This window comes from Pseudomonas sp. GM33 (assembly GCF_000282295.1).
Taxonomy (GTDB): Bacteria; Pseudomonadota; Gammaproteobacteria; order Pseudomonadales; family Pseudomonadaceae; genus Aquipseudomonas; species Aquipseudomonas laurylsulfatiphila.
Genome location: NZ_AKJO01000070.1, coordinates 46009 through 70409, shown reverse-complemented (window position 1 = coordinate 70409; position 24401 = coordinate 46009). Strand labels below are relative to the sequence as shown.

Sequence of the window (24401 nt, the reverse complement as noted above, 5' to 3'; positions counted from 1 at the left end):
ATGTAGTAAGTTAGGCCGGTGAATATCATGCGAAGCGCGCGCCAGTAGCGGAGCTTGCTTCAGAGGGTAGTTAATTGAACGATATGGCAAAGAATCTGATCCTGTGGTTGATCATCGCGGCTGTCCTGGTGACGGTGATGAACAACTTCTCCAGCCCTAACGAGCCGCAGACCCTCAACTATTCCGACTTCATCCAGCAGGTCAAGGATGGCAAGGTCGAGCGCGTGGCGGTTGATGGCTACGTGATTACCGGCAAGCGCAACGATGGCGACAGCTTCAAGACCATTCGCCCGGCGATCCAGGACAACGGCCTGATCGGCGACCTGGTGGACAACCACGTCGTGGTCGAAGGCAAGCAGCCTGAGCAGCAAAGCATCTGGACCCAGCTCCTGGTCGCCAGCTTCCCGATCCTGGTGATCATCGCCGTGTTCATGTTCTTCATGCGGCAGATGCAGGGCGGTGCCGGTGGCAAGGGCGGGCCGATGAGCTTTGGCAAGAGCAAGGCGCGCCTGCTCTCCGAGGATCAGGTGAAAACTACCCTGGCTGACGTTGCCGGTTGCGACGAAGCCAAGGAAGAAGTCGGCGAACTGGTCGAGTTCCTGCGCGATCCGGGCAAGTTCCAGCGCCTGGGTGGCCGCATTCCTCGCGGTGTGCTGATGGTCGGTCCTCCGGGTACCGGTAAAACCCTGCTGGCCAAGGCTATCGCCGGCGAAGCCAAAGTACCTTTCTTCACCATTTCCGGCTCCGACTTCGTCGAGATGTTCGTCGGTGTGGGTGCCAGCCGTGTTCGCGACATGTTCGAACAGGCCAAGAAACACGCTCCATGCATCATCTTCATCGACGAAATCGATGCGGTCGGTCGCCATCGTGGCGCTGGCATGGGTGGTGGTCACGACGAACGCGAGCAGACGCTCAACCAGCTGCTGGTCGAGATGGACGGCTTCGAAATGAATGACGGCATCATCGTGATTGCCGCGACCAACCGTCCTGACGTACTGGACCCTGCGTTGCTGCGTCCAGGCCGTTTCGACCGTCAGGTTGTGGTCGGTCTGCCGGACATTCGTGGCCGCGAACAGATTCTCAAGGTTCACATGCGCAAAGTGCCAATGGGTGACGACGTTGCTCCGGCCGTGATCGCTCGTGGTACCCCAGGCTTCTCCGGTGCCGATCTGGCCAACCTGGTGAACGAGGCATCGCTGTTCGCTGCCCGTGCCGGCAAGCGCATCGTCGAAATGAAAGAGTTCGAACTGGCGAAAGACAAGATCATGATGGGCGCCGAGCGCAAGTCCATGGTCATGTCCGAGAAAGAAAAGCAGAACACGGCTTATCACGAAGCGGGCCACGCCATTGTGGGGCGCGTCGTGCCTGAGCATGATCCGGTGTACAAGGTGTCTATCATCCCGCGCGGTCGTGCGTTGGGTGTCACCATGTTCCTGCCGGAAGAGGATCGTTACAGTCTGTCCAAGCGCGCACTGATCAGCCAGATCTGCTCGCTGTATGGCGGTCGTATCGCTGAAGAAATGACCCTGGGCTTCGATGGCGTGACCACCGGTGCTTCCAACGACATCATGCGTGCCAGCCAGATTGCGCGGAACATGGTGACCAAGTGGGGTCTTTCGGAAAAGCTCGGTCCGTTGATGTATGCCGAAGAAGAGGGTGAAGTGTTCCTCGGTCGCGGCGGTGGCGGTCAAAATGCAAGCTTCTCCGGCGAGACAGCCAAGCTGATCGACTCCGAAGTGCGTAGCATCATCGATCAGTGCTACGGCACGGCGAAGCAGATTCTCACTGACAACCGTGACAAGCTCGATGCCATGGCTGATGCCTTGATGAAGTACGAAACCATCGATGCCGAGCAGATCGACGACATCATGGCGGGTCGTACGCCTCGCGAGCCACGCGACTGGTCGGGTGGCACGGGTACTTCCGGCACCCCGCCGGTGGTACAGGATGAGCGTCCGGAAACACCGATCGGCGGTCCTGCTGCTGACGTATAAGGTTTGAAATGACTTCTGTTCAGTCCTCGACCCGGTTGCCTTGCGGCAACCGGGTTCTTGATTTGGCCCAGACGCATGTCATGGGTATCCTCAATGTCACTCCAGATTCGTTCTCCGATGGTGGCCAATACAGCCAGCTCGACGCGGCCATGCGCCACGCCGAAGCCATGGTGGCGGCTGGCGCGACGCTGATCGATGTTGGTGGCGAGTCCACCCGTCCCGGTGCCAGGGCGGTGTCGCCGCTGGAAGAGCTGGAGCGCGTAGCGCCGATTGTCGAGCGCATTGCTCGCGAGCTGGACGTGATCATCTCGGTCGACACCTCAACGCCAGCCGTCATGCGTGAAACTGCGCGTCTGGGTGCCGGGTTGATCAATGACGTACGTTCGTTGCGTCGCGATGGTGCGCTGGATGCCGCGGCGGCCACTGGTCTGCCGGTTTGCCTGATGCATATGCTGGGCGAGCCGGGTGATATGCAGGACAATCCGCAGTATCAGAACGTTACAAGGGAAGTCGGTGAGTTTCTCGCCGAGCGCATGGTTCAATGTTCTTTGGTGGGCATTCCTGCGGGGCGGATCATTCTTGACCCCGGCTTTGGCTTCGCCAAGACCTTGCAGCACAATCTGAGCTTGTTCAAACATATGGAAGCCCTGCATGCCCTGGGGCGGCCCCTGTTGGTCGGGGTTTCGCGAAAGAGCATGATTGGCCAGGCATTGAATCGTCCGGTGGGAGACCGGCTGTATGGCGGTTTGGCGCTCGCGGCGCTGGCTTCGGCGAAAGGTGCGCGTATATTGCGCGTCCATGATGTAGCCGAAACAGTGGATGTGGTGCGGATGATCGCCGCAGTGGAATCAGCCGAATAAGAATGATGGAGCACTTATGAGCAAAAAATATTTTGGCACCGACGGTATTCGTGGGCGTGTCGGTGAATACCCGATTACTCCTGATTTCATGCTCAAGCTCGGCTGGGCTGCAGGCATGGCGTTCCGCAAGATGGGCGCCTGCAAGGTATTGGTAGGCAAGGACACCCGGATCTCCGGCTACATGTTCGAGTCTGCACTTGAGGCGGGACTTACTTCCGCGGGTGCCGATGTGATGCTCCTGGGGCCGATGCCGACCCCGGCGATTGCCTACCTGACACGCACCTTCCATGCCGAGGCCGGCATTGTGATCAGTGCGTCGCACAATCCGCATGATGACAATGGCATCAAGTTCTTCTCCGGCAAAGGCACCAAGCTTCCGGATGAGGTTGAGCTGATGATCGAAGAATTGCTCGATACACCAATGACCGTGGTGGAGTCGAGCAAGATCGGTAAGGTATCGCGAATCAACGACGCTTCGGGACGCTATATCGAATTCTGCAAGAGCAGTGTGCCCACCGGCACCAGCTTCACCGGCATGAAGATCGTGATCGATTGCGCTCACGGTGCGACTTATAAAGTGGCGCCGAGTGTGTTCCGTGAGCTGGGCGCGGAAGTCGTCGTGCTGTCGGCGCAGCCGAACGGGTTGAATATCAACGACAATTGCGGTTCGACCCACATGGGGCCGCTGCAGGCTGCCGTCGTGGCTGAGCATGCCGATCTGGGCATCGCCTTCGATGGTGACGGCGATCGTGTTCAGATGGTCGACCACACAGGTGCGGTGGTCGATGGCGACGAGTTGCTGTTCATCATTGCCCGTGACCTGCATGAGTGCGACAAGCTGCAGGGCGGCGTCGTTGGAACCCTGATGAGTAACCTGGGGCTGGAGCTGGCCCTGGCTGATCTCGGTGTTCCCTTCGTGCGTGCCAATGTCGGTGACCGCTATGTGATTGCCGAATTGTTGGAGCGCAACTGGATCGTGGGCGGTGAAAACTCCGGACACGTTGTGTGCTTCAGTCACACCACCACGGGTGATGCAATCATTGCTGCGCTGCAGGTGCTGATGGGGCTGCGCAGGCGGGATGAAAGTCTGGCGCAGGCTCGTCAGGCGCTGCGCAAGTGCCCTCAGGTGCTGATCAATGTGCGTTTCGGCGGTGGTGCAAATCCCCTGGAGCATCCATCGGTCAAGGAAGCCAGCGAACGTGTGACCAAGGCCATGGCAGGTCGGGGGCGTGTGCTGCTGCGCAAGTCCGGAACCGAGCCGCTGGTGCGTGTGATGGTCGAAGGTGAAGACGAAACCCTGGTTCGCGGCTATGCCGAAGAGCTGGCAAAACTGGTTACTGAAGTTTCTGCCTGAATTCGGCTTGCCAGCCTTGATTGTGTTGGGTAACATCTGCGCCCACTTTGACCGACGAGGTACAGCATGCGTCGCCCTATGGTAGCTGGTAACTGGAAGATGCACGGTACCCGCGCCAGCGTCGCTGAGCTGATCAACGGCCTTCGTGACTTGGCCTTGCCGAGCGGTGTTGATGTCGCGGTATTCCCGCCTTTTTTGCATATCAATCAAGTGATTGATGGCTTGAAAGGAAAGTCGATTTCGGTCGGCGCGCAGAATTCTGCGGTGGAGTCCGGGCAAGGTGCGTTGACCGGTGAAGTTGCACCGAGTCAGTTGGTGGATGCAGGTTGTTCCCTGGTGCTTGTCGGGCACTCCGAACGCCGCCAGATCATGGGCGAGCAGGACGGAATGCTGATCCGCAAGTTCGCAGCGGCACAGGCATGTGGCTTGATTCCGGTGTTGTGCATAGGGGAAACCCTTGAGCAGCGTGAAGCCGGAAAGACTCTTGAGGTTGTCTCGCGTCAGCTGGGCAGTATCATTGAGGAGCTGGGTGTCAGTGCCTTTGCCAAGGCAGTGATCGCTTACGAGCCGGTCTGGGCCATTGGCACCGGGCTGACTGCAACGCCGCAACAGGCGCAGGATGTGCACGCAGCCATTCGCGCCCAGTTGGCGGCAGAGAATTCTGAAGTCGCACAAGGTGTACGGCTTCTATACGGCGGCAGCGTGAAGGCGGCCAATGCGGTCGAACTGTTCGGCATGCCGGATATCGATGGGGGCCTCATTGGTGGGGCTTCCCTGAATGCAGATGAGTTCGGTGCGATTTGTCGCGCCGCGGGAAACTGAAAAAATGCTGGAAACAGTCGTAGTCGTTTTTCATCTGCTGGGTGCATTGGGCGTAGTAGCTCTGGTTTTGCTGCAGCAGGGTAAAGGTGCGGACGCTGGCGCGTCTTTCGGAGCAGGTGCTTCAAATACTGTGTTCGGAAGCCAAGGTTCCTCTACCTTTCTTAGTAAGTTTACTGCTATACTTGCCGCAGGTTTTTTCATAACCAGCTTAGGGTTAGGTTACTTTGCTAAAGAGAAGGCTCACCAGCTGACTCAAGTAGGTCTCCCAAATCCAGCGGTACTGGAAGTTCCAAAGCAACAACCGGCTTCTGATGATGTCCCGGTGCTTCAAGAGCAAAAGTCGGCTACTCCAGCGACTGACGTACCTCCAGCTCAAGAGCAGAAGTAAGAAGGGCTTCAAACGTAGTATTGCCGAGGTGGTGGAATTGGTAGACACGCAACCTTGAGGTGGTTGTGCCCATAGGGTGTAGGGGTTCGAGTCCCCTTCTCGGTACCAATTAGTCAGGAGAGCCCGCTGTTGCGGGCTTTCTTGCAGGTGGAAGGTTACATTGACCCTGTAGGGGATCGGTCGTATACTTCCGCCCCAGCTTTGTCGCGGGGTGGAGCAGTCTGGTAGCTCGTCGGGCTCATAACCCGAAGGTCGTCGGTTCAAATCCGGCCCCCGCAACCAGTTTAAGGAGCCCCTTTTAAGGGGCTTTTTGTTAGCTGGACACTTTCTACGCCGCTGTTCGACGGCGTTTCAAGGATGGGCGTTTCGCCCATTTTTTTATTTTGCATAGCATGCACATACATGCACTAGGGGGTTCAGGTGTCGAGCAAGCTAGAAGAGTTGCAGGCCTTGCTGGCCCCGGTGGTCGTGGCCCTAGGCTATGAATGCTGGGGTATCGAGTTTTCGGCTCAGGGTCGTCACTCGATGTTGCGCGTTTATATCGATAAAGAAGGCGGCGTGCTGGTGGACGATTGTGCCATCGTCAGCCGTCAGATCAGCGGTGTGCTGGATGTTGAAGATCCGATCTCCGTTGAATACACCCTTGAAGTTTCCTCGCCTGGCATGGAACGCCCTCTGTTCACTCTTGAGCAGTTTGCAAAATTTGCCGGTGAACAAGTGAAGATCAAGCTGCGCTCGCCTTTTGAAGGACGACGCAACTTTCAGGGCCTTCTGCGCGGCGTAGAAGAGCAGGATGTCGTGGTGCAGGTAGAAGACCATGAGTTCCTGTTGCCGATCGATATGATCGACAAGGCCAACATTATTCCCAGTTTTGACTGAGGCGTGCCAGATACTGCGGATCCCGCGGATCCAATGGCTTGCGAAAGGCGAGGCGTACGATGAGCAAAGAAGTACTGCTGGTTGTTGAGTCGGTATCCAACGAAAAGGGTGTACCGGCAAACGTGATTTTTGAAGCGCTGGAGCTGGCCCTGGCCACTGCGACCAAAAAGCGTTTCGAAGACGAAGTTGATCTGCGTGTGGAAATCAACCGCCACACGGGTGCCTACGAGACTTTCCGTCGCTGGACGGTCGTCGAAGAGGCAGACCTGGACGATCCGGCCATCGAAACCTGGCCGAGCAAGGTTGCTGAAACGCACCCTGGCGCCAAGGTCGGTGACGTTGTCGAAGAGAAAATCGAGTCCATCGAATTCGGCCGCATTGCTGCACAGACTGCCAAGCAAGTCATCGTGCAGAAAGTTCGCGAAGCCGAGCGCGCTCAGGTTGTTGACGCTTATCGCGAGCGCCTGGGTGAAATCATCTCCGGCACCGTGAAAAAAGTCACCCGCGACAACGTGATCGTTGATCTGGGCAACAACGCCGAAGCGTTGCTGGCCCGTGAAGACATCATTTCTCGCGAAACTTTCCGGGTTGGCGTGCGTCTGCGTGCGCTGCTCAAGGAAATCCGCACCGAGAACCGCGGCCCGCAGCTGATCCTGTCGCGTACCGCGCCGGAAATGCTGATCGAGTTGTTCCGCATCGAAGTGCCGGAAATTGCCGAAGGCCTGATCGAAGTGATGGCTGCGTCCCGTGATCCGGGATCCCGCGCCAAGATCGCCGTTCGCTCCAAGGACAAACGCATCGACCCGCAAGGCGCCTGCATCGGTATGCGCGGTTCGCGCGTCCAGGCAGTGTCGGGTGAGTTGGGTGGTGAGCGTGTTGACATCGTTCTGTGGGACGACAACCCGGCTCAGTTCGTGATCAACGCCATGTCCCCGGCCGAGGTTGCGGCAATTATCGTTGACGAAGATGCCCACGCAATGGACATCGCCGTTGGCGCAGACAATCTGGCTCAGGCCATTGGTCGCGGTGGTCAGAACGTGCGTCTGGCCAGCCAGTTGACTGGCTGGACCCTGAACGTGATGACCGAATCGGACATCCAGGCTAAGCAGCAAGCAGAAACCGGCGACATCCTGCGCAACTTCATCGACGAGCTGGAAGTCGACGAAGAGCTGGCTCAGGTGCTGGTAGATGAAGGCTTCACCAGCCTGGAAGAGATTGCCTACGTACCGCTGGAAGAAATGCTCAACATCGACGGCTTTGACGAGGAAATCGTCAACGAGCTTCGCGCTCGTGCCAAGGATCGCTTGTTGACCAAAGCCATCGCTACTGAGGAAAAGCTGGCAGACGCCCATCCGGCCGAAGACCTGCTCTCGCTTGAGGGTATGGACAAGGATTTGGCGATGGAACTGGCGGTGCGCGGCGTAGTTACCCGCGAAGACCTGGCCGAGCAGTCTATTGACGACCTGCTCGACATCGACGGCATTGACGATGATCGTGCCGGCAAGTTGATCATGGCCGCCCGAGCCCACTGGTTCGAGTAATTAGGCGCGGCCTGAGGAGAGAAGTGCATGACGCAAGTCACGGTGAAACAACTGGCCGATGAGGTCAAAACACCGGTAGAGCGCCTGTTGCAGCAGATGCGTGAGGCAGGTCTGCCGCACACCGCCGCCGAAGAAAGTGTGACTGACAGTGAGAAGCAATCGTTGCTGACTCACTTGAAAAGCAGCCACAAGGCGAAAGTGGAAGAACCACGCAAGATTACGCTGCAGCGTAAAACCACCAGCACCCTGCGGGTTGCCGGCAGCAAAAGCATCAGCGTTGAAGTACGCAAGAAGAAAGTCTTCGTACAGCGCAGCCCGGAAGAAATCGAAGCCGAGCGCAAGCGTGAACTGGATGAACGTCGCGCAGTAGAAAATGCTGCACGTCAGAAGGCTGAAGAAGAAGCCAAGCGTCGCGCCGAAGAAGAAGCGCGTCGCCAGCCTGCTGCTGCGCCGACCGCTCCAGCCGAACCTGTTGCAGCGCCTGCTGTGGTAGCCGAGCCAGTGCGTGAAAGCGCACCGGTTGTGGCAGCTGCTCCGGCACCTGCGGCAGACACTCGCAAGCGCGACGAACAGCGTCGTCCGGACAAACCACGTGCCGACGACAACAATCGTCGCGGTGGTGGCGATGGCGAGCGCAAAAACGCTCCGCATCGTGCTTCGGTCAAGGAAAAGGCGCCAGCGCCACGCGTTGCCCCACGTACTACCGACGAAGAAAGCGATGGCTTCCGTCGTGGTGGTCGCGGCAAGGCCAAGCTGAAGAAGCGCAACGCCCACGGTTTCCAGAGCCCGACCGGCCCTGTCGTGCGCGAAGTGAAGATCGGCGAGACCATCACTGTGGGCGATCTGGCCCAGCAGATGTCGGTCAAGGCTGCTGAAATCATCAAGTTCATGTTCAAACTGGGTACTCCAGCGACCATCAACCAGGTACTGGATCAGGAAACTGCCCAACTGGTTGCCGAAGAGCTGGGCCACAAAGTGACCCTGGTCAGCGACACCGCCCTGGAAGATTCCCTGGCCGAGTCCCTGAAGTTTGAAGGCGAGGCAGTTTCCCGTGCTCCAGTCGTGACCGTAATGGGCCACGTTGACCACGGTAAGACTTCCCTGCTCGACTACATCCGTCGTGCCAAGGTTGCTGCTGGCGAAGCCGGCGGCATCACCCAGCACATCGGTGCGTACCACGTTGAAACCGACCGTGGCATGGTGACGTTCCTCGACACCCCTGGTCACGCCGCGTTTACCGCGATGCGTGCCCGTGGTGCCAAGGCGACCGACATCGTGATCCTGGTGGTTGCAGCGGACGACGGCGTAATGCCGCAAACCATCGAAGCTGTTCAGCACGCCCAGGCTGCTGGCGTTCCGCTGGTTGTCGCTGTGAACAAGATCGACAAGCCAGGTGCTGACCTCGATCGCATCCGTAGCGAACTGTCGGTACACGGCGTGACTTCGGAAGAGTGGGGTGGCGACACTCCATTCGTACCGGTTTCGGCGAAGATGGGTACCGGTGTAGACGAACTGCTCGAAGCCGTTCTGCTGCAAGCCGAAGTCCTGGAACTGACTGCAACCCCATCGGCTCCTGGCCGTGGTGTCGTGGTTGAGTCCCGCCTGGACAAGGGCCGTGGCCCGGTGGCTACCGTGCTGGTTCAAGACGGTACCCTGCGTCAGGGCGACATGGTCCTGGTCGGTTCGAACTATGGCCGCGTGCGCGCCATGCTCGACGAGAACGGCAAGCCAATCAAGGAAGCCGGTCCGGCCATCCCTGTCGAGATCCTCGGCCTGGACGGTACCCCGGACGCTGGCGACGAGATGAGCGTGGTTGCCGACGAGAAGAAAGCCCGTGAAGTGGCTCTGTTCCGTCAAGGCAAGTTCCGCGAAGTCAAATTGGCTCGCGCTCACGCCGGCAAGCTGGAAAACATCTTCGAAAGCATGGGTCAGGAAGAGAAGAAGACGCTCAACATCGTCCTCAAATCCGACGTCCGTGGTTCGCTCGAAGCGTTGAACGGCGCCTTGAACGGCCTGGGTAACGACGAAGTGCAAGTGCGTGTGGTCGGTGGCGGCGTCGGTGGTATCACCGAATCCGATGCCAACCTGGCACTGGCCTCCAACGCTGTACTGTTCGGCTTCAACGTGCGTGCCGATGCCGGCGCGCGCAAGATCGTCGAGCAGGAAGGTCTGGATATGCGTTACTACAACGTGATCTACGACATCATCGAAGACGTCAAGAAAGCCCTGACCGGTATGCTCGGCAGCGATGTTCGCGAGAACATCCTGGGCATCGCCGAAGTGCGTGACGTGTTCCGTTCGCCGAAGTTTGGCGCGATCGCCGGTTGCATGGTTATCGAAGGTGTTGTGCACCGTAACCGTCCAATCCGTGTACTGCGTGAAGACATCGTTATCTTCGAAGGCGAGCTGGAATCCCTGCGCCGCTTCAAGGATGACGCTTCCGAAGTACGTGCCGGCATGGAATGCGGTATCGGCGTGAAGAGCTACAACGACGTCAAGGTCGGTGACAAGATCGAAGTCTTCGAGAAGGTGCAGGTTGCTCGCAGCCTCTAATTCGCGCACTTCAGGAGCCGTGACGGGTAGCCGCATGCAAATGCTCAATTCGTCACCAGGACTCTAAACGCAACGCCCGGTCTGGCTTTTGTCAGGCCGGGCGTTTGCCGCTTTCAGACCTTGCGGGTTTCACCGTGGGGCAGTTACAGGTAACAAGACATGGCAAAAGAATACAGCCGTACCCAACGTATCGGCGATCAGATGCAGCGTGAGCTGGCACAACTGATCCGTCGTGAAGTCAAAGACCCGCGCGTCGGCCTGGTCACCATTACCGCAGTGGAAGTCAGCCGTGACGTCGGTCACGCCAAGATCTTCATCACCGTGATGGGGCAGGACAGTGCCGAAGAAATCGCACAAAGCATCAAGGTGCTGAACTCCGCCGCCGGTTTCCTGCGCATGCAGCTGGCTCGCGAGATGAAGCTGCGCAGCGTTCCACAGCTGCACTTCCACTACGACGAAAGCGTCGTGCGTGGTGCGCATCTGTCGGCATTGATCGAGCGCGCAGTGGCTGAAGACAATCAGCATCCGGTTGCGGCAGAAGCCGAAGACACCAAGGAGTAACCGGTGGCTCAGGTCAAACGTATCCGTCGTAACGTCAGCGGCATTATCCTTCTCGACAAGCCGCTGGGGTTCACCTCCAACGCGGCCTTGCAGAAGGTTCGCTGGTTGCTCAACGCCGAAAAGGCAGGTCATACCGGCAGTCTCGATCCCTTGGCCTCCGGCGTGTTGCCGCTGTGCTTCGGCGAGGCCACCAAGTTCTCGCAATACCTGCTCGATTCCGACAAGGGTTACGAAACCCTGGCGCAACTGGGCAAGACCACCACCACGGCGGATGCCGAAGGTGAAGTTTTGCAGGAGCGCCCGGTGACCGTTGGTCGCTCCGATATCGAGGCTGTACTGCCGAAATTTCGTGGGCAAATCAGTCAGATACCGCCGATGTACTCGGCGCTCAAGCGTGATGGTCAGCCGCTGTACAAGCTGGCGCGTGCAGGCGAAGTAGTGGAGCGCGAACCGCGTTCTGTTACTATTACGCGCTTGGAATTGCTGGCCTTCGAAGGAGATACTGCGCGGCTGGCGGTGGATTGCAGCAAAGGCACCTATATCCGTACCCTGGTGGAGGATATCGGTGAGCAACTCGGTTGTGGCGCTTACGTTGCAGAACTGCGACGTACCCAGGCCGGGCCATTCACCCTGGCGCAGACGGTTACTCTCGAAGAGCTGGAAGCGGTACATGCCGAAGGCGGCAACGAAGCGGTCGATCGCTTCCTGATGCCATCGGACAGCGGTCTGCTGGATTGGCCACTGTTGCAGTTCTCGGAAGCGAGTGCGTTCTACTGGCTCAACGGCCAGCCGGTACGCGCCCCGGATGCTCCGAAGTTCGGCATGGTGCGGGTACAGGATCACAATGGTCGCTTCATCGGTATCGGTGAAGTGAGCGAAGACGGGCGCATCGCGCCGCGTCGACTGATTCGGTCAGAATGACCGAACGAGGGTGGCTGTTAACAGGCACGGTCACTACTCATTTTTAGATACAGGGATTTGTCCCTGGCCTGTTGAAACTGTTTTTCGACAAACAGTTTCCTGATAAAAGGATTGCCTCATGGCTCTCGACGTTCAAGAAAAAGCTCAAATCGTTGCTGACTACCAGCAAGCTGTTGGTGACACTGGTTCGCCAGAAGTGCAAGTTGCACTGCTGACCGCCAACATCAACAAGTTGCAAGGTCACTTCAAGGCCAACGGTAAAGACCACCACTCCCGTCGTGGTCTGATCCGCATGGTTAACCAGCGTCGTAAGCTGCTGGACTACCTGAAAGGCAAGGATCTGGGTCGCTATCAGACTCTGATCGGTCGCCTGGGTCTGCGTCGCTAATAAGCGATTGCGCTAGAGGTTGGTTGTCTGTCGTGCACCAGCGGGTTTCCCGCCGGCGCATGGCAGGCTCCCAGCCTCAAGTTTTATCTGGATACCTGCTTTGCCTGAGTAACACCTGGACAAACCGGTCGGGCCGATTCCCGACATTGCCCAAGAATTTCGCAAGAAACCAGTTCCCCCAAGAGCCACAAAGAAGGTAGGACACCGTGAACCCGGTAATCAAAAAATTCCAGTTCGGTCAGTCGACCGTTACCCTCGAGACTGGCCGCATCGCCCGTCAGGCCTCCGGCGCAGTATTGGTCACCGTTGACGACGACGTCAGCGTATTGGTGACCGTAGTCGGTGCCAAGCAAGCCGATCCAGGCAAGGGCTTCTTCCCTCTGTCTGTTCACTACCAGGAAAAGACTTACGCTGCCGGTAAGATCCCTGGCGGTTTCTTCAAGCGCGAAGGCCGTCCTTCCGAGAAAGAAACCCTGACTTCCCGACTGATCGACCGTCCGATCCGTCCGCTGTTCCCTGAAGGTTTCATGAACGAAGTGCAGGTTGTCTGCACCGTCGTTTCCACCAGCAAGAAGACCGATCCGGACATCGCTGCGATGATCGGTACCTCGGCTGCCCTGGCGATCTCCGGCATTCCTTTCGATGGCCCGATCGGCGCTGCCCGCGTTGCGTTCCACGAAAGCACCGGCTACCTGCTGAACCCGACTTACGAGCAGCAAGCTGCTTCGAGCCTGGACATGGTCGTTGCCGGTACTTCGGACGCCGTGCTGATGGTTGAATCGGAAGCCAAAGAGCTGACCGAAGACCAGATGCTGGGTGCGGTACTGTTTGCTCACGACGAGTTCCAGGTTGTGATCAACGCGGTCAAAGAACTGGCTGCCGAAGCTGCCAAGCCAACCTGGACCTGGGCTCCTGCACCAGAGGCCACCGAACTGCTGGGCGCTATCCGTGCCGAGTTCGGCGAAGCGATCTCCCAGGCCTACACCATCACCGTCAAGGCCGACCGTTACGCTCGCCTGGGCGAGCTGAAGGACCAGGTCGTTGCCAAGCTGTCCGGTGAAGAAGGCCAGCCTTCCGCTTCCGACGTCAAAGCGGCTTTCGGTGAAATCGAATACCGCACCGTTCGCGAAAACATCGTAAACGGCAAGCCACGTATCGACGGTCGCGACACCCGCACCGTACGTCCGCTGAACATCGAAGTCGGCGTTCTGCCAAAAACCCACGGTTCTGCCCTGTTCACCCGTGGCGAAACCCAGGCCCTGGTCGTTGCAACGCTGGGTACTGCCCGTGATGCACAGCTGCTGGACACCCTGGAAGGCGAGAAAAAAGACCCGTTCATGCTGCACTACAACTTCCCTCCGTTCTCGGTGGGCGAGTGTGGTCGCATGGGTGGCGCTGGTCGTCGTGAAATCGGTCACGGCCGTCTGGCCCGTCGTTCGGTTTCGGCCATGCTGCCTGCCGCTGACGTGTTCCCGTACACCATCCGTGTAGTGTCGGAAATCACCGAATCCAACGGTTCCAGCTCGATGGCTTCCGTTTGCGGTGCTTCCCTGGCCCTGATGGACGCCGGTGTGCCGATGAAGGCACCGGTTGCCGGTATCGCCATGGGTCTGGTCAAAGAAGGCGAGAAGTTCGCCGTCCTGACCGACATCCTGGGTGACGAAGACCACCTGGGCGACATGGACTTCAAGGTAGCCGGTACCGCCAAAGGCGTCACCGCGCTGCAGATGGACATCAAGATCAAGGGCATCACCGAAGAAATCATGGAGATCGCTCTGGGCCAAGCCCTGGAAGCGCGCCTGAACATCCTCGGCCAGATGAACCAGATCATTGGCCAGTCGCGTACCGAACTGTCGGCCAATGCTCCGACCATGATCGCGATGAAGATCGACACCGACAAGATCCGTGACGTTATCGGTAAAGGCGGCGCGACCATCCGTGCGATCTGCGAAGAAACCAAGGCTTCGATCGACATCGAAGACGATGGTTCTATCAAGATCTTCGGCGAAACCAAGGAAGCCGCTGAAGCTGCACGTCAGCGCGTTCTGGGTATCACCGCTGAAGCCGAGATCGGCAAGATCTACGTCGGCAAGGTTGAGCGCATCGTCGACTTCGGCGCATTCGTCAACATCCTGCCGGGCAAGGACGGTCTGGTTCACATCTCGATGCTGAGCGACGCTCGCGTAGAGAAAGTGACCGACATCCTGAAAGAAGGCCAGGAAGTGGAAGTGCTGGTACTGGACGTGGACAACCGCGGCCGTATCAAACTGTCCATCAAAGACGTGGCAGCAGCCAAGGCTTCGGGCGTTTAATCGCGCCTCACGCCTGACCGCTTCAACGTTGTAAAAAATGCCCCGCCGTGAAAACGGCGGGGCATTTTTTTGTCTGCGAAACATCGAGACATTGCGCGAAGTTGCCGGACCTCGATAGCAGTGCTAGGTTTAGCCCACCGCCCGTGTAGCTCAGCCGGTAGAGCAGCGCACTCGTAACGCGAAGGTCGCAGGTTCGATTCCTGTCTCGGGCACCATCTCCCCCCTTGTTATTTCACCTTTCTGCTCAAGTCCTCGACGGTCCGCTTGAGGTTGTCGAGTTCGCGCTCCTGATCGCTGACTTCCCGTTTCAGGCTGGAAATCTCGCTGCTGTTTGAACTGGAGCTGGAGCCGCTATTGCGTTTGAGTTCTTCAACCTGCTTGCCGAGGTTGTTGATGTCGCGCTCCTGCTCGGCCACCTTGCGCTTGAGCTCGTCGATTTCCCTGCTGCTGGAGCTTGAGCTGGAACCGTTGTTGCGCTTGAGATCCTCAATCGTGCGTTGTTGTTCGCTGACGGTTTTCTTCAGGTCTTCGACATTCCCTGAGGTGTCCTTCAGCGACTTTTGCATGCTTTGCAGGTCATCGGCACTTATCACGGTTTTGACCAGGGTGTATTTGTCGTACTCGTAGTGCAGAACCGGGATCTTGTCGCCAAACGAGGGGGGGCCGCTGCTCACTTCGATAGCGGCCAGCACCGGAAACGGTAGTGCCAGGCTGGCGAACAATGCGGTTGCAAGCACAACAGACGAAGATTTGGAAATGCTGCGCATCACTGAGGTTCCTTGTGAAATGCCGATATGGCACATTGCTATGACTGGGGATTTGAATTTATGTTCCCGCCGCCATCAGCGCATCCTGTGCACAACTTTTTGTGGGGAGATGTAAAGAGACGTGCAAATCGTCCGACAAACATCCTATATTCGGAGCCTGCATGAGCTTCGCCCAGCAGTTTTCAGATGATCCCGAATGGTTCTGAAGGCCAGACAGACCGGACTACAAGCGGTTCTTCTGCGTCAGAGAGATCCTTGATGATCCAGATCCATCTTCCATTCCCCAGATCAGCGAGAACAACATGACCGTAAAAGAATTGAGCCAAGAAAAAAGACACGAAGAAGCCCTCAAGAAGTACGTGCTGGACGCGCCCGAATTGATGGACGAGATCAAGGACTTGAGTCCGGACGATCAGAAAGACCAGATTCAATGGGCCTTCGAGGATGAAGCTGAAGCCCAGGGCTTGCAGCCGTGGGAATTGACGCTCAAGTACACCTCGACCCCGGAGGAATACGAAGCAGAACGCCTGAAGTTGCATAAAGAAGCGGCCGAAGTTTTAGGCGTCGAGTGGGAAGAATACTGCGAGATGAACAATCTGGTGGTTTGAAACAAAAACGCCAGCCTTTTCGAGGCTGGCGTTTTTTATTGCGCGATGGTTTCAGATACTGAGACGCATCGATAGATCGACCGCCTTCACATCCTTGGTCATTGCACCGATCGAAATGTAATCCACCCCGGTCCGGGCAATCGGCAGCAACGTGCTCTCGTTGATCCCGCCGCTGGCTTCCAGCTTGGCCTTGCCGGCATTCAGGCGCACGGCTTCGCGCATGTCGTCCAGGCTCAGTTCGTCGAGCATGATGATGTCGGCACCGGCCGCCAACGCTTCTTTCAGTTCATCCAGGCTTTCCACTTCAATCTCGACCGGTTTGCCCGGGGCGATCTTGTGCGCGGCGGCGATGGCCTGCGCGATGCCGCCGCTGGCGGCGATGTGGTTTTCCTTGATCAGGAAGGCGTCATACAGGCCGATGCGGTGGTTGTGGCAACCGCCGCAGGTTACGGCGTACTTTTGCGCCAGGCGTAGCCCCGGCAGTGTCTTGCGGGTGTCGAGCAGCTTGACCTGGGTCTCGGCCACGAAGTCCGCCAGGTATTGCGCGCGGGTCGCCACACCGGAGAGCAGTTGCAGGAAGTTCAGGGCGCTGCGTTCGCCGGTCAGCAGTGAGCGCGCGGGGCCTTCGAGGTGGAACAGCACCTGATTGGGCGTCACCCGTTCACCGTCGGCAACCTGCCAGTGCACTGCCACCCGTGGGTCCAGTTGCCGAAACACGTTATCCACCCAGGCGGTACCGCTGATGACGGCCGCATCGCGGGTGATGATGGTGGCTTTGGCCAGGCGTTCGGCCGGGATCAACTGCGCGGTGATGTCGCCGCTGCCGATGTCTTCACGCAACGCACGGCGCACGTTGGCTTCGATTTCGGCGGTCAGATCGGCGAGACGTAGATTCGGCATAACGGACTCCACAAACAAAGTGGCTCGATTATAGGGCCATGGCACGGACCAACCCAAGGCATCAGAGCATTACGTTGGCAATGGCGCCTGCATTTGGTCGAATCCCTGAGGGTGTCGGTGCGGGCCATCGCTACCGAGCAAACGCCTGTTTGAGATGAGGTGCAGAGTCTTCTGGCACAAAGGTGAGCTTTTACAAGATAATTCGCCTTGTATTTGACGTCATCAGTTTGACGAGTCGAAGCATCACCGTTCCAGGGAGGCCGAATGCACAACGACGGGAATGTAGTGCCTTTGCACAAGGCAACTACCGACCAGGTGGCTCATTCGCCACTCGCCCGACTGCCGGCGATTCTTCTCCAGGTTCGCGACAAGGCCGCGCAACAGCTGCGCCACGGATTGCAGGCGTTGTTCGACAACGCCGACGACACCCTCTTCGAAATGGCCGACCAAGCCCGCTGTGACGTCGAGCAGAACATCTTCTTTCAAACGATGCGCGATTTGCGTCTCAAGCACAAAAGCATCGAGCGGGTGTTTCTCGAGCAGTTTTTCGGCGCGTTCATCCGGCTTGCCCAATACGACCCTGCCATTACAGCTATGCCCCAGGCCTTGGCGGCCGATTCATCCTTGGCGCAAACCGATGACGAGGGGGAGCGTACAGTCGCGGTGGACACGATGGTCAGCCGGGTCCTGGACCGCGACGGGTTAGCCCTGGATCAACTGACGGCTCGACTCTGCGCTTTGTCGGGCAAGGGGTTGGGCGATCTGCACAACCCCCTGAGTCCGGCGATGCTCTGCGAATACTTCTTGCAGGCTGCGCGCCAGCTGGGGCTGGAGATCAAGGTGAAGCTGATTCTCCTCGGGTTGTTCGAGCGTTATGTCCTCAGCGAGACCGATCAGCTTTACGCCGAAGCCAATCAACTGTTGCTCGCTACCGGTGTGTTGCCCGACCTTGAACCGGCCCCGGTGCGCCGTACCGTCGACCGGCCCGACAGCGCCCCCGTCGAACCGACCGATGAGTGCGCCACCCCGGTCTGCTTGCCCATCGATGACAATGTCCAGGCGGTTTTCGCCGCGTTGCAGGCCCTGCTGTTCAACGTTCGCGGCAGCCTGTCGCCAACGCTGGAAGTCAGTGCCACTGCGCTGCCGATTTCCACGCGCGATCTGTTGCGCCTGCTGTCGCATTTGCAGCAATACGTGCCGGCCCCGGCAGTCGTGGACGATTTTGACCTGCGTAACCAGCTCGAACAGTTACTGACCCGGGTCAGCGTCAAAAGTGGCAGGTCGCGGGTTTTCGAGGAGGCCGATGAAGATGTGATCAACCTGGTCGCCATGCTGTTCGAGTGCATGCTCGATGATCGAAATCTGCCGGATCCGCTCAAGGTGCTGATCGGCCGATTGCAGATTCCACTGGTGAAGGTGGCGCTGCTCGACAAGAGTTTCTTCAGTCGCAGCAGTCATCCGGCACGACGCCTGCTCAACGAAATCGCCAACGCGGCTATGGGGTGGGACGCCTGTGACGATCATCAGCGTGACAGCCTGTACGTGCGCATCGATCAGGTCGTACAGCGTTTGTTGAATGACTTTATCGATGACCCCTCGATATTTTCCGAACTGCTGGCTGACTTTCTCGCGTTTACCCAGGACGAGCGCCGGCGCAGCGAGTTGCTCGAGCAACGCATTCGTGATGCCGAGGAAGGACGAGCCAGGACCGGGCTGGCCCGCCAGCGTGTCGAGCAGGTGTTGAATCAGGCGTTGTTTGGCAAGTACCTGCCGCAAGGCGTACTGGGGTTTGTCCAGGAGGCCTGGAGCAAAGTACTGCTGCTGACGTACCTCAAGCATGGCGATCGGTCGGCTGAGTGGCATGCCGATGTGCGTACCCTGGAGCAATTGGTCTGGAGCGTTCAGCACCACCACGAGTCCGATGCGACCAGGATGTTGGCCCTGGTACCGGATTTGCTCAAGTCGTTGCGCGACGGACTGAATTCGTCGGCCTTCGATCCGTTTGCCGCCAGCGAGTTTTTCAGCGAGCTGGAGAGCTTGCACGTTCAGGCAGCGGGGGGCTCACCCGCCAGTGCGTCGCTGATGATCGAGGTGCTGACGCCTGTCGTCCTGCATTTGGCCGAGGAAAGTCAGGTGCTCAGTGAGCCGATACGTTTGCTGGCGGACGATGCGGGTTTGCGCCAGGTCGATAAAATGCTTCCGGGCTGTTGGGTCGAGTTTCAGGAAGACCCGGAAAACAGCCTTCGCTGCAAACTGGTGGCCATCATTGCAACCACCGGCCAATACATCTTCGTCAACCGCACCGGCATGAAAGTGCTCGAGCGCAGTCGGCCTGACCTGGCCCTGGAACTGCGCAATGGCAGGGCGCGAGTGCTTGACGACACCTTGCTGTTCGAGCGAGCTCTCGAACGGGTGATCGGCAACCTCAAGCGCCTCAAGCGCGGCAAGTGATCGCGCCTTGGGGGAATATCGCGGCATACTGTGCCAACACAGTCGACGTTGAAGGAATCGGTATGCAGTTGGACCCCGCGAGCGGTTGGATTCAGGGTGTGCATGTCTGCCCCTCACCCAACTTCAATGCGCGCCCCACAGACGAGATTTCCCTGCTGGTGATTCACAACATCAGCCTGCCACCGGCGCAGTTCGCCACTGGCAAGGTGCAGGAATTTTTCCAGAATCGCCTGGATGTCACCGAACACCCCTATTTTGAAGGGATTGCGGATTTGCGGGTGTCCGCACACTTTCTGATCGAGCGTGACGGAACGGTCACCCAGTTTGTTTCATGCCTTGAGCGTGCGTGGCATGCAGGAGTCTCGTGCTTCGATGGGCGGGAAACCTGTAACGATTTTTCCGTGGGCATCGAGCTTGAAGGCACGGATGATCTGCCGTTCACCGACGCGCAATACGGCGCGTTGACGGCCCTGACCCGTCAGTTGCAACGGACGTTCACGGCGATCACTACAGAGCGTATCTGCGGGCACAGCGACATTGCACCCGGGCGTAAAACCGATCCGGGACCGGCGTTCGACTGGGCACGTTATCGCGCCGCTCTGGCACAAGAGGATGGGCAATGAGTTTTCTGGTGTTGCTGTTGGCGGTGTGGATCGAAAAGTTCTCGGCCCTGCGCCATCGGGTTCAGCGTGACAGTGGCTGGACACACGAGCTGAACAAGCTTGAGGCCAGCCCGCGGTTTTCGGGCCGGCCATGGCTGGTGTTGTCGGTCGTGGTCTTGTTGCCGGTGGCATTGCTGGGTTTGCTGCTGGTCGTCATCGAACCGGTGGCCTACGGGTTGCTCGCGTTGCCGATCCATCTGCTGGTCGTGATCTACAGCCTGGGGCGCGGTGATCTGCTGGGCGATCTCGGGCCGTTCCGCGATGCCTGGCGTAGGGAGGACCTGCAAGCGGCGGCCCTTGTCGCCAAGCGCGATCTGGATATCTGTGCAGACAGTGGCGAGCAGTTGCTGGAGCAGGTCGAAGGGCATTTGCTGTGGGAGGCCTACCAGAGCTTTTTCGCGGTGATTTTCTGGTACTTCCTGTTGGGCCCGGTCGCGGCGCTGAGTTATCGACTGCTGGCGCTGGCCGAAGAAGACGGGAAAAGCCCGGCGCTGGTCGAGCGCGCCGGGCAACTGCGTCACGCCTTCGACTGGTTGCCGGTGCGTCTGCTGGCGGCGAGCCTGGCGTTGGTCGGCAATTTTGTCGCGGTCAGTCGGGTGATGCTGCATGAACTGCTGAACTGGAACATCAGTGCCGCACAATTGATCGTGAAAGTCGGGCTGGTGGCCGGTGAAATTCCGGCACCGGTGGCTGGCGCAGAAGGTATCAACAACCTGGACCGCATCTGGGACCTGCTGCTGCGTGCCGCAGTGCTCTGGTATGCCGGGTTTGCGTTGTGGACGGTCCTGCATTAGGCCAGCAGTTGATGCTCTTGTGGTGAGGGGCAAGCCCCCTCACCACAATGGTTCATCCGCACTGGCGGATGAAACCTGTCGTTAACCTTAAGTTACAAAACTTCCTGCCGATTTAAGTTATACAGAGATAGCGCCGCATAGTGGCTATCTGCTGTCTGTCTGCGCCTGCCAATAAAAAAAATAAGAAATTGAAGGGAGACATCCAGTGAAGAGCTTGCTCTATCCCGCTGTTGCACTGATGAATCGTCTGAGCTTCGGCATGAAGTTCAGCCTGATCAGCGTACTGTTCCTGGTACCGATGCTGGTGACCAACTTCTATCTGGTGCGTGACTCCTACCGCGAATTCCAGGGCACACGCATCGAACTGCAAAGTCTCGACCTGTTGGGCAGCAGCCTGACGTTAAGGCGCGATCTGGAAACCCTGAACAATCTGGTGCAGATCAATGTCAGCCTCGGCCAATCCGGCAAGGCCGGCAATGTCGAATCGAAGATCAGCACCCTCGAGCAGAATATTCTGACTCGCCTGCAAGGGCTGACGGCGATGACCAGCGACCCGGAGCAGGTCGCGGTGTTTGATGGCAAGCGCGATGAGATGATCGCCGCGTTCAAGGCCCAGCAAACGGAAAACTCCCTGCAAAGCAAAAGTGCCCTGATCGGCAAGCTGGTGGGCAGTGCGCAGATTTTCGGCCAGCTGATCACCAGCCAGTCCGGCCTCAGTCGCGACAATCAGAGCGACATGCGCCAGTTGAGTGAGCTCGTCACCCTCGTCACCCCACGTGTCACCCAGATTCTGGGTGAAGGTCGGGCAATGGGGTCCTACTCGTTGGGGCAGGGTTTCATCAACTCGGCGTCGAGTACCCGTTTCGATGAATTGCTGGCGCAGATTGAAAAGCTCCAGGCCGAATATGGCCTGAAGTTGCAGGACGCCTTGGGTTCCAGCAAAGCCGCCCGCGATACCCTGGCCGCTCAGGCCGATAGCAGCCGGGCATCCTTGAAGAAAGCCAGCGAGCTGTTCGAAGAGCAAGTGGTCATGGCCGATACCCTCGATGCGCCGTGGCAGGGCTTTTACGATCAGGTCAGCGCCCTGATGGACCAGACTTACCAACTCAACGAAGCAACCCTCAAGTATCTGGGCCCGCAGTTGCAGCAACGCCTGGACCAGAACCGCACGCACATGGTCTTGCAGGCCGTGGCGTTATCAGTCGTATTCGTGTTGATCTTTTATCTCTACGGCGCTTTCTATGTCTCGACCCGCACCACGCTCAAGCGCCTTGGAGCGGTGATGGACAAGGTGGCGGCCGGCGACATGACGGTGACCTTCAGCGCCCATAGCCGTGACGAACTGGGCGAGTTGGGCGAGGTGTTCAACGGCACCGTGAAGAAAATCCATGACCTGATCGAGCGGGTCGGGCAGACCGTCAGCGAAGTCGAGCGCCAGGCCGGTCAGGTGGAAAGCGTTTCCGCGCAAAGCAACCAGGCCGTCGCCGGGCAGCGCACACAGATCGAACAAGTGGCCACGGCGATGAACCAGATGTCGGCCACTTCCCAGGAGGTCGCGCGCAGTGCTGCAGCGGCGGTGAGCAGCGCCCACAGCGTCAACGACGAAACCGTCAGCGGTCGCGGTCTGGTGGAGTCGCAGCAAGGGAGCATTGCCGCACTGGCCAGCGAAATCGATCAGTCGGTGCGGGTGATCAATCAACTGGCCAGCGACAGCCAGTCCATCAGCCGCGTTCTGGAAGTGATCAAGAGCATCGCCGAGCAGACCAACCTGCTGGCGCTCAATGCCGCTATCGAGGCCGCACGGGCCGGTGAGCAGGGGCGCGGTTTCGCCGTGGTAGCCGATGAAGTCCGGACCCTGGCCAAGCGTACCCAGCAATCGACCGAAGAAATCGAGCAGATGATCGCCAAGCTCCATGGCGGAGTCGGCGCGGCGGTCAAGGCCATGGGCACCAGCCATGAAATGGCCAACGGCACGGTGGGGCAGTCGGAGAAGGTCCAGCGGGCGCTGGAAAACATCCTGGGCGCGGTCGGTATGATCGTCGACCAGAACCAGCAGATTGCCGCCGCCGTGGAGCAACAAACCGCCGTGGCCCACGACATCGACCAGAACATCGTCGAGATCAATCGCGCCGGTGAGCGTACCGCTGAAGGTGCGCATCAGACCGAAGACGCCAGCCGGGCGTTGTCGGCTCAGGTCGTGGAGTTGAAACAGTTGATCAGTGCATTCCGGGTTTGAAGGTTTCCTCGGGACCCTGTGGGAGCGGGCTTGCCCGCGAAGACGGCGGCACATCCAACATTAGTGTGACTGGATGATCGCTTTCCCGGGCAAACCTGCTCCCACGGTTTTGGTGTACTGTCGGTAAGTTTCGTAATACTTTTTCCCTTTCTCGGTGAGAATCTTCCTGATTTTCTCCGTGCGCTGGCTATTGGATTTCAATCAAGGAAGAGTTACGCGGCTTACCCATGGAGGAGTTTGGTCATGTCTGCTGCAACAACAGGAGTCCAGGGGCGCTGTGCGCATTGTCAGCGCACGTTGCTGCTTCAGCCCTGGCAACTCAACGCCATTGCGATCAATGAAGCGTTTGCCTGCGCCCACTGCCGGAAACACGTTCAGTTGCGTTGTCCGGAACAGATCAAGCGCTTCAAGTCTCTCGACTCTTTTTCGCTGTTGCGGGCCAGCCTGCGGGTGATGGTCTGCACGGCCCTGCTGGTGGCGCTGGTGATGGAGTGGGTGGGAATGCTCAGTGTCATCGAACAGCTGAATGCTTCGCTGATCGTCTTGTTCGTGTATTTAGCGGTGGTTCTTTACTTCCGCCGGCGTCAGCACCTGACGCTGATCCTGGAAGCTGCCAGGGCTCACGCGGACTGATTACCAGCCGAATACTTTGCAGCTGTTGGCGGTGCTGGCAGCCGCCAGTCGTTCCGGGCTGATTGCCATCAATGGCGCCAGTGCCGCGCAGATCGCCGGCAAGTGTGCCGGGCTGTTGCGCTGGTCGGGGAACATGGCGGGTGCCATGTCCGGTGAGTCGGTTTCCAGCACCACCGAATCCAGCGACAGTTCGGCGAGTACGCGGTGCATGCGCAGCGCCTGTGGCCAGGTCGGGGCGCCGCCAAGGCCAAGCTTGAAACCGAGCTTGATGTATTCCCGCGCCTCCTCCTTGCTGCCGGCGAAGGCGTGGATGATCCCGGCACGTTTGAGGCGAAACCGTTTGAGGGTGGCAATCACCGCCGCATGGCTACGCCGCACATGGATCAATGCGGGAAGATTGAAGTCCGCCGCCAGTTGCAATTGCGCCTCGAACAACGCCTGTTGGCGGTCGCGATCGAGGGATTCGATGAAGTAATCCAGGCCGATTTCGCCCACCGCACACAGTTGCCGATGGCCAGCCAGGCGGGTTAGCCAATCGCCGAGTTCGCTCAAGTCTTCAGGGCGATGATCGTCCAGATACACCGGATGCAAACCGAACGCCGCATGCAGGTCGGGATCGTTTTGCACCAGCTCCCAGACCCGTTGCCAATTGGCCTGGTAAACCCCCAGCACCACGATCCGCCGCACCCCGAGGGCGCGGCTTTCGGCCAGCAGCGCCTGGCGATCAGCGTCGAAGTCCGGAAAATCCAGGTGGGTATGGGTGTCGATCAACTCCAC

At 58.6% G+C, this 24401-nt stretch carries 21 protein-coding genes, 3 tRNA genes and 1 pseudogene; 22 read left to right on the top strand and 3 right to left on the bottom strand.

What is annotated here, in order from left to right; translation table 11 throughout:
- The first annotated feature begins 83 nt into the window (after positions 1-83).
- The 15 genes from ftsH to PMI26_RS0129495 all read left to right on the top strand — a co-directional run bounded on the left by ftsH (position 84) and on the right by PMI26_RS0129495 (position 14788).
- Positions 84-1994, top strand: coding sequence for an ATP-dependent zinc metalloprotease FtsH (gene ftsH, locus PMI26_RS19550; RefSeq protein ID WP_033047686.1), 1911 nt, complete (start codon positions 84-86; stop codon positions 1992-1994).
- An 8-nt stretch (positions 1995-2002) separates the two neighbouring features.
- Positions 2003-2854 (top strand): dihydropteroate synthase, encoded by an 852-nt coding sequence (gene folP / locus PMI26_RS19555; RefSeq protein WP_007973120.1) that lies wholly within the window; start codon positions 2003-2005, stop codon positions 2852-2854.
- Between the two features lie 16 nt (positions 2855-2870).
- On the top strand, positions 2871-4208 hold the full coding sequence (gene glmM / locus PMI26_RS19560; protein WP_007973118.1) for a phosphoglucosamine mutase: 1338 nt from the start codon (positions 2871-2873) through the stop codon (positions 4206-4208).
- Positions 4209-4274: 66 nt separating this feature from the next.
- Positions 4275-5030, top strand: coding sequence for a triose-phosphate isomerase (gene tpiA / locus PMI26_RS19565; RefSeq protein ID WP_007973117.1), 756 nt, complete (start codon positions 4275-4277; stop codon positions 5028-5030).
- Positions 5031-5034: 4 nt separating this feature from the next.
- Complete coding sequence (secG, locus tag PMI26_RS30525) at positions 5035-5418, top strand: preprotein translocase subunit SecG (RefSeq protein ID WP_017336473.1); 384 nt, start codon at positions 5035-5037, stop codon at positions 5416-5418.
- Between the two features lie 22 nt (positions 5419-5440).
- A tRNA-Leu gene (locus PMI26_RS19570) sits at positions 5441-5526 on the top strand.
- A 97-nt stretch (positions 5527-5623) separates the two neighbouring features.
- Positions 5624-5700, top strand: a tRNA-Met gene (locus PMI26_RS19575).
- Positions 5701-5838: 138 nt separating this feature from the next.
- Positions 5839-6297, top strand: coding sequence for a ribosome maturation factor RimP (rimP, locus tag PMI26_RS19580; RefSeq protein ID WP_007973115.1), 459 nt, complete (start codon positions 5839-5841; stop codon positions 6295-6297).
- Positions 6298-6356: 59 nt separating this feature from the next.
- A complete protein-coding gene (gene nusA / locus PMI26_RS19585; protein ID WP_007973112.1) occupies positions 6357-7838 on the top strand; it encodes a transcription termination factor NusA in 1482 nt (493 codons plus the stop codon).
- Positions 7839-7865: 27 nt separating this feature from the next.
- The gene (gene infB / locus PMI26_RS19590; RefSeq protein ID WP_007973110.1) at positions 7866-10391 is read left to right on the top strand and encodes a translation initiation factor IF-2; all 2526 of its coding nucleotides are present in this window, start codon (positions 7866-7868) and stop codon (positions 10389-10391) included.
- Positions 10392-10550: 159 nt separating this feature from the next.
- A complete protein-coding gene (gene rbfA, locus PMI26_RS19595) occupies positions 10551-10952 on the top strand; it encodes a 30S ribosome-binding factor RbfA (protein ID WP_007973108.1) in 402 nt (133 codons plus the stop codon).
- Between the two features lie 3 nt (positions 10953-10955).
- Positions 10956-11873, top strand: coding sequence for a tRNA pseudouridine(55) synthase TruB (gene truB / locus PMI26_RS19600; protein WP_007973105.1), 918 nt, complete (start codon positions 10956-10958; stop codon positions 11871-11873).
- 118 nt (positions 11874-11991) lie between these two features.
- Positions 11992-12261, top strand: a complete 270-nt coding sequence (gene rpsO, locus PMI26_RS0129500; protein ID WP_015093441.1) for a 30S ribosomal protein S15 — start codon at positions 11992-11994, stop codon at positions 12259-12261.
- 206 nt (positions 12262-12467) lie between these two features.
- Positions 12468-14573, top strand: a complete 2106-nt coding sequence (gene pnp / locus PMI26_RS19605; RefSeq protein ID WP_007973102.1) for a polyribonucleotide nucleotidyltransferase — start codon at positions 12468-12470, stop codon at positions 14571-14573.
- A gap of 139 nt (positions 14574-14712) precedes the next feature.
- Positions 14713-14788, top strand: a tRNA-Thr gene (locus PMI26_RS0129495).
- A 12-nt stretch (positions 14789-14800) separates the two neighbouring features.
- On the opposite strand, the gene PMI26_RS19610 is transcribed toward PMI26_RS0129495, so the two are convergent.
- On the bottom strand, positions 14801-15340 hold the full coding sequence (locus PMI26_RS19610) for a hypothetical protein (protein ID WP_007973100.1): 540 nt from the start codon (positions 15338-15340) through the stop codon (positions 14801-14803).
- 302 nt (positions 15341-15642) lie between these two features.
- Between PMI26_RS19610 and PMI26_RS19615 the strand changes: the two genes are divergently transcribed.
- Positions 15643-15948, top strand: a complete 306-nt coding sequence (locus PMI26_RS19615) for a DUF6388 family protein (RefSeq protein WP_007973098.1) — start codon at positions 15643-15645, stop codon at positions 15946-15948.
- Positions 15949-15999: 51 nt separating this feature from the next.
- On the opposite strand, the gene nadC is transcribed toward PMI26_RS19615, so the two are convergent.
- Positions 16000-16848, bottom strand: coding sequence for a carboxylating nicotinate-nucleotide diphosphorylase (nadC, locus tag PMI26_RS19620; protein WP_007973096.1), 849 nt, complete (start codon positions 16846-16848; stop codon positions 16000-16002).
- 264 nt (positions 16849-17112) lie between these two features.
- On the opposite strand from nadC, the gene PMI26_RS19625 reads away from it, so the two are divergent.
- The 6 genes and pseudogenes from PMI26_RS19625 (at position 17113) to PMI26_RS19645 (ending at position 23624) form a co-directional block, all read left to right on the top strand.
- Complete coding sequence (locus PMI26_RS19625) at positions 17113-19299, top strand: DUF1631 domain-containing protein (RefSeq protein ID WP_007973095.1); 2187 nt, start codon at positions 17113-17115, stop codon at positions 19297-19299.
- A 62-nt stretch (positions 19300-19361) separates the two neighbouring features.
- Positions 19362-19922 (top strand): 1,6-anhydro-N-acetylmuramyl-L-alanine amidase AmpD, encoded by a 561-nt coding sequence (ampD, locus tag PMI26_RS19630; RefSeq protein WP_007973093.1) that lies wholly within the window; start codon positions 19362-19364, stop codon positions 19920-19922.
- Positions 19919-20755: a regulatory signaling modulator protein AmpE gene (gene ampE / locus PMI26_RS19635; RefSeq protein ID WP_007973090.1), complete on the top strand. Its 837-nt coding sequence runs from the start codon at positions 19919-19921 to the stop codon at positions 20753-20755. Before ampD ends, ampE begins: the two co-directional genes overlap by 4 nt.
- Positions 20756-20993: 238 nt before the next feature.
- Positions 20994-22133, top strand: a pseudogene (locus tag PMI26_RS32295) (HAMP domain-containing protein); the annotation flags it as partial.
- A gap of 144 nt (positions 22134-22277) precedes the next feature.
- Positions 22278-22991 carry a methyl-accepting chemotaxis protein gene (locus PMI26_RS32290; protein WP_443200839.1) on the top strand — a complete coding sequence of 238 codons (714 nt, stop codon included), beginning with the start codon at positions 22278-22280 and terminating at the stop codon, positions 22989-22991.
- Positions 22992-23234: 243 nt separating this feature from the next.
- Positions 23235-23624, top strand: coding sequence for a hypothetical protein (locus PMI26_RS19645; RefSeq protein WP_007973087.1), 390 nt, complete (start codon positions 23235-23237; stop codon positions 23622-23624).
- On the opposite strand, the gene PMI26_RS19650 is transcribed toward PMI26_RS19645, so the two are convergent.
- The gene (locus PMI26_RS19650; RefSeq protein ID WP_007973086.1) at positions 23625-24401 is read right to left on the bottom strand and encodes a TatD family hydrolase; all 777 of its coding nucleotides are present in this window, start codon (positions 24399-24401) and stop codon (positions 23625-23627) included.

Coding starts and splice junctions, on each gene's coding strand:
- ftsH (WP_033047686.1), top strand. CDS start 84: ATGGCAAAGAATCTGATCCTGTGGTTGATCATCGCGGCTGTCCTGGTG.
- folP (WP_007973120.1), top strand. CDS start 2,003: ATGACTTCTGTTCAGTCCTCGACCCGGTTGCCTTGCGGCAACCGGGTT.
- glmM (WP_007973118.1), top strand. CDS start 2,871: ATGAGCAAAAAATATTTTGGCACCGACGGTATTCGTGGGCGTGTCGGT.
- tpiA (WP_007973117.1), top strand. CDS start 4,275: ATGCGTCGCCCTATGGTAGCTGGTAACTGGAAGATGCACGGTACCCGC.
- secG (WP_017336473.1), top strand. CDS start 5,035: ATGCTGGAAACAGTCGTAGTCGTTTTTCATCTGCTGGGTGCATTGGGC.
- nusA (WP_007973112.1), top strand. CDS start 6,357: ATGAGCAAAGAAGTACTGCTGGTTGTTGAGTCGGTATCCAACGAAAAG.
- infB (WP_007973110.1), top strand. CDS start 7,866: ATGACGCAAGTCACGGTGAAACAACTGGCCGATGAGGTCAAAACACCG.
- rbfA (WP_007973108.1), top strand. CDS start 10,551: ATGGCAAAAGAATACAGCCGTACCCAACGTATCGGCGATCAGATGCAG.
- rpsO (WP_015093441.1), top strand. CDS start 11,992: ATGGCTCTCGACGTTCAAGAAAAAGCTCAAATCGTTGCTGACTACCAG.
- PMI26_RS19610 (WP_007973100.1), bottom strand. CDS start 15,340: ATGCGCAGCATTTCCAAATCTTCGTCTGTTGTGCTTGCAACCGCATTG.
- PMI26_RS19615 (WP_007973098.1), top strand. CDS start 15,643: ATGACCGTAAAAGAATTGAGCCAAGAAAAAAGACACGAAGAAGCCCTC.
- nadC (WP_007973096.1), bottom strand. CDS start 16,848: ATGCCGAATCTACGTCTCGCCGATCTGACCGCCGAAATCGAAGCCAAC.
- PMI26_RS19625 (WP_007973095.1), top strand. CDS start 17,113: ATGCACAACGACGGGAATGTAGTGCCTTTGCACAAGGCAACTACCGAC.
- ampD (WP_007973093.1), top strand. CDS start 19,362: ATGCAGTTGGACCCCGCGAGCGGTTGGATTCAGGGTGTGCATGTCTGC.
- ampE (WP_007973090.1), top strand. CDS start 19,919: ATGAGTTTTCTGGTGTTGCTGTTGGCGGTGTGGATCGAAAAGTTCTCG.
- PMI26_RS32290 (WP_443200839.1), top strand. CDS start 22,278: ATGAACCAGATGTCGGCCACTTCCCAGGAGGTCGCGCGCAGTGCTGCA.
- PMI26_RS19645 (WP_007973087.1), top strand. CDS start 23,235: ATGTCTGCTGCAACAACAGGAGTCCAGGGGCGCTGTGCGCATTGTCAG.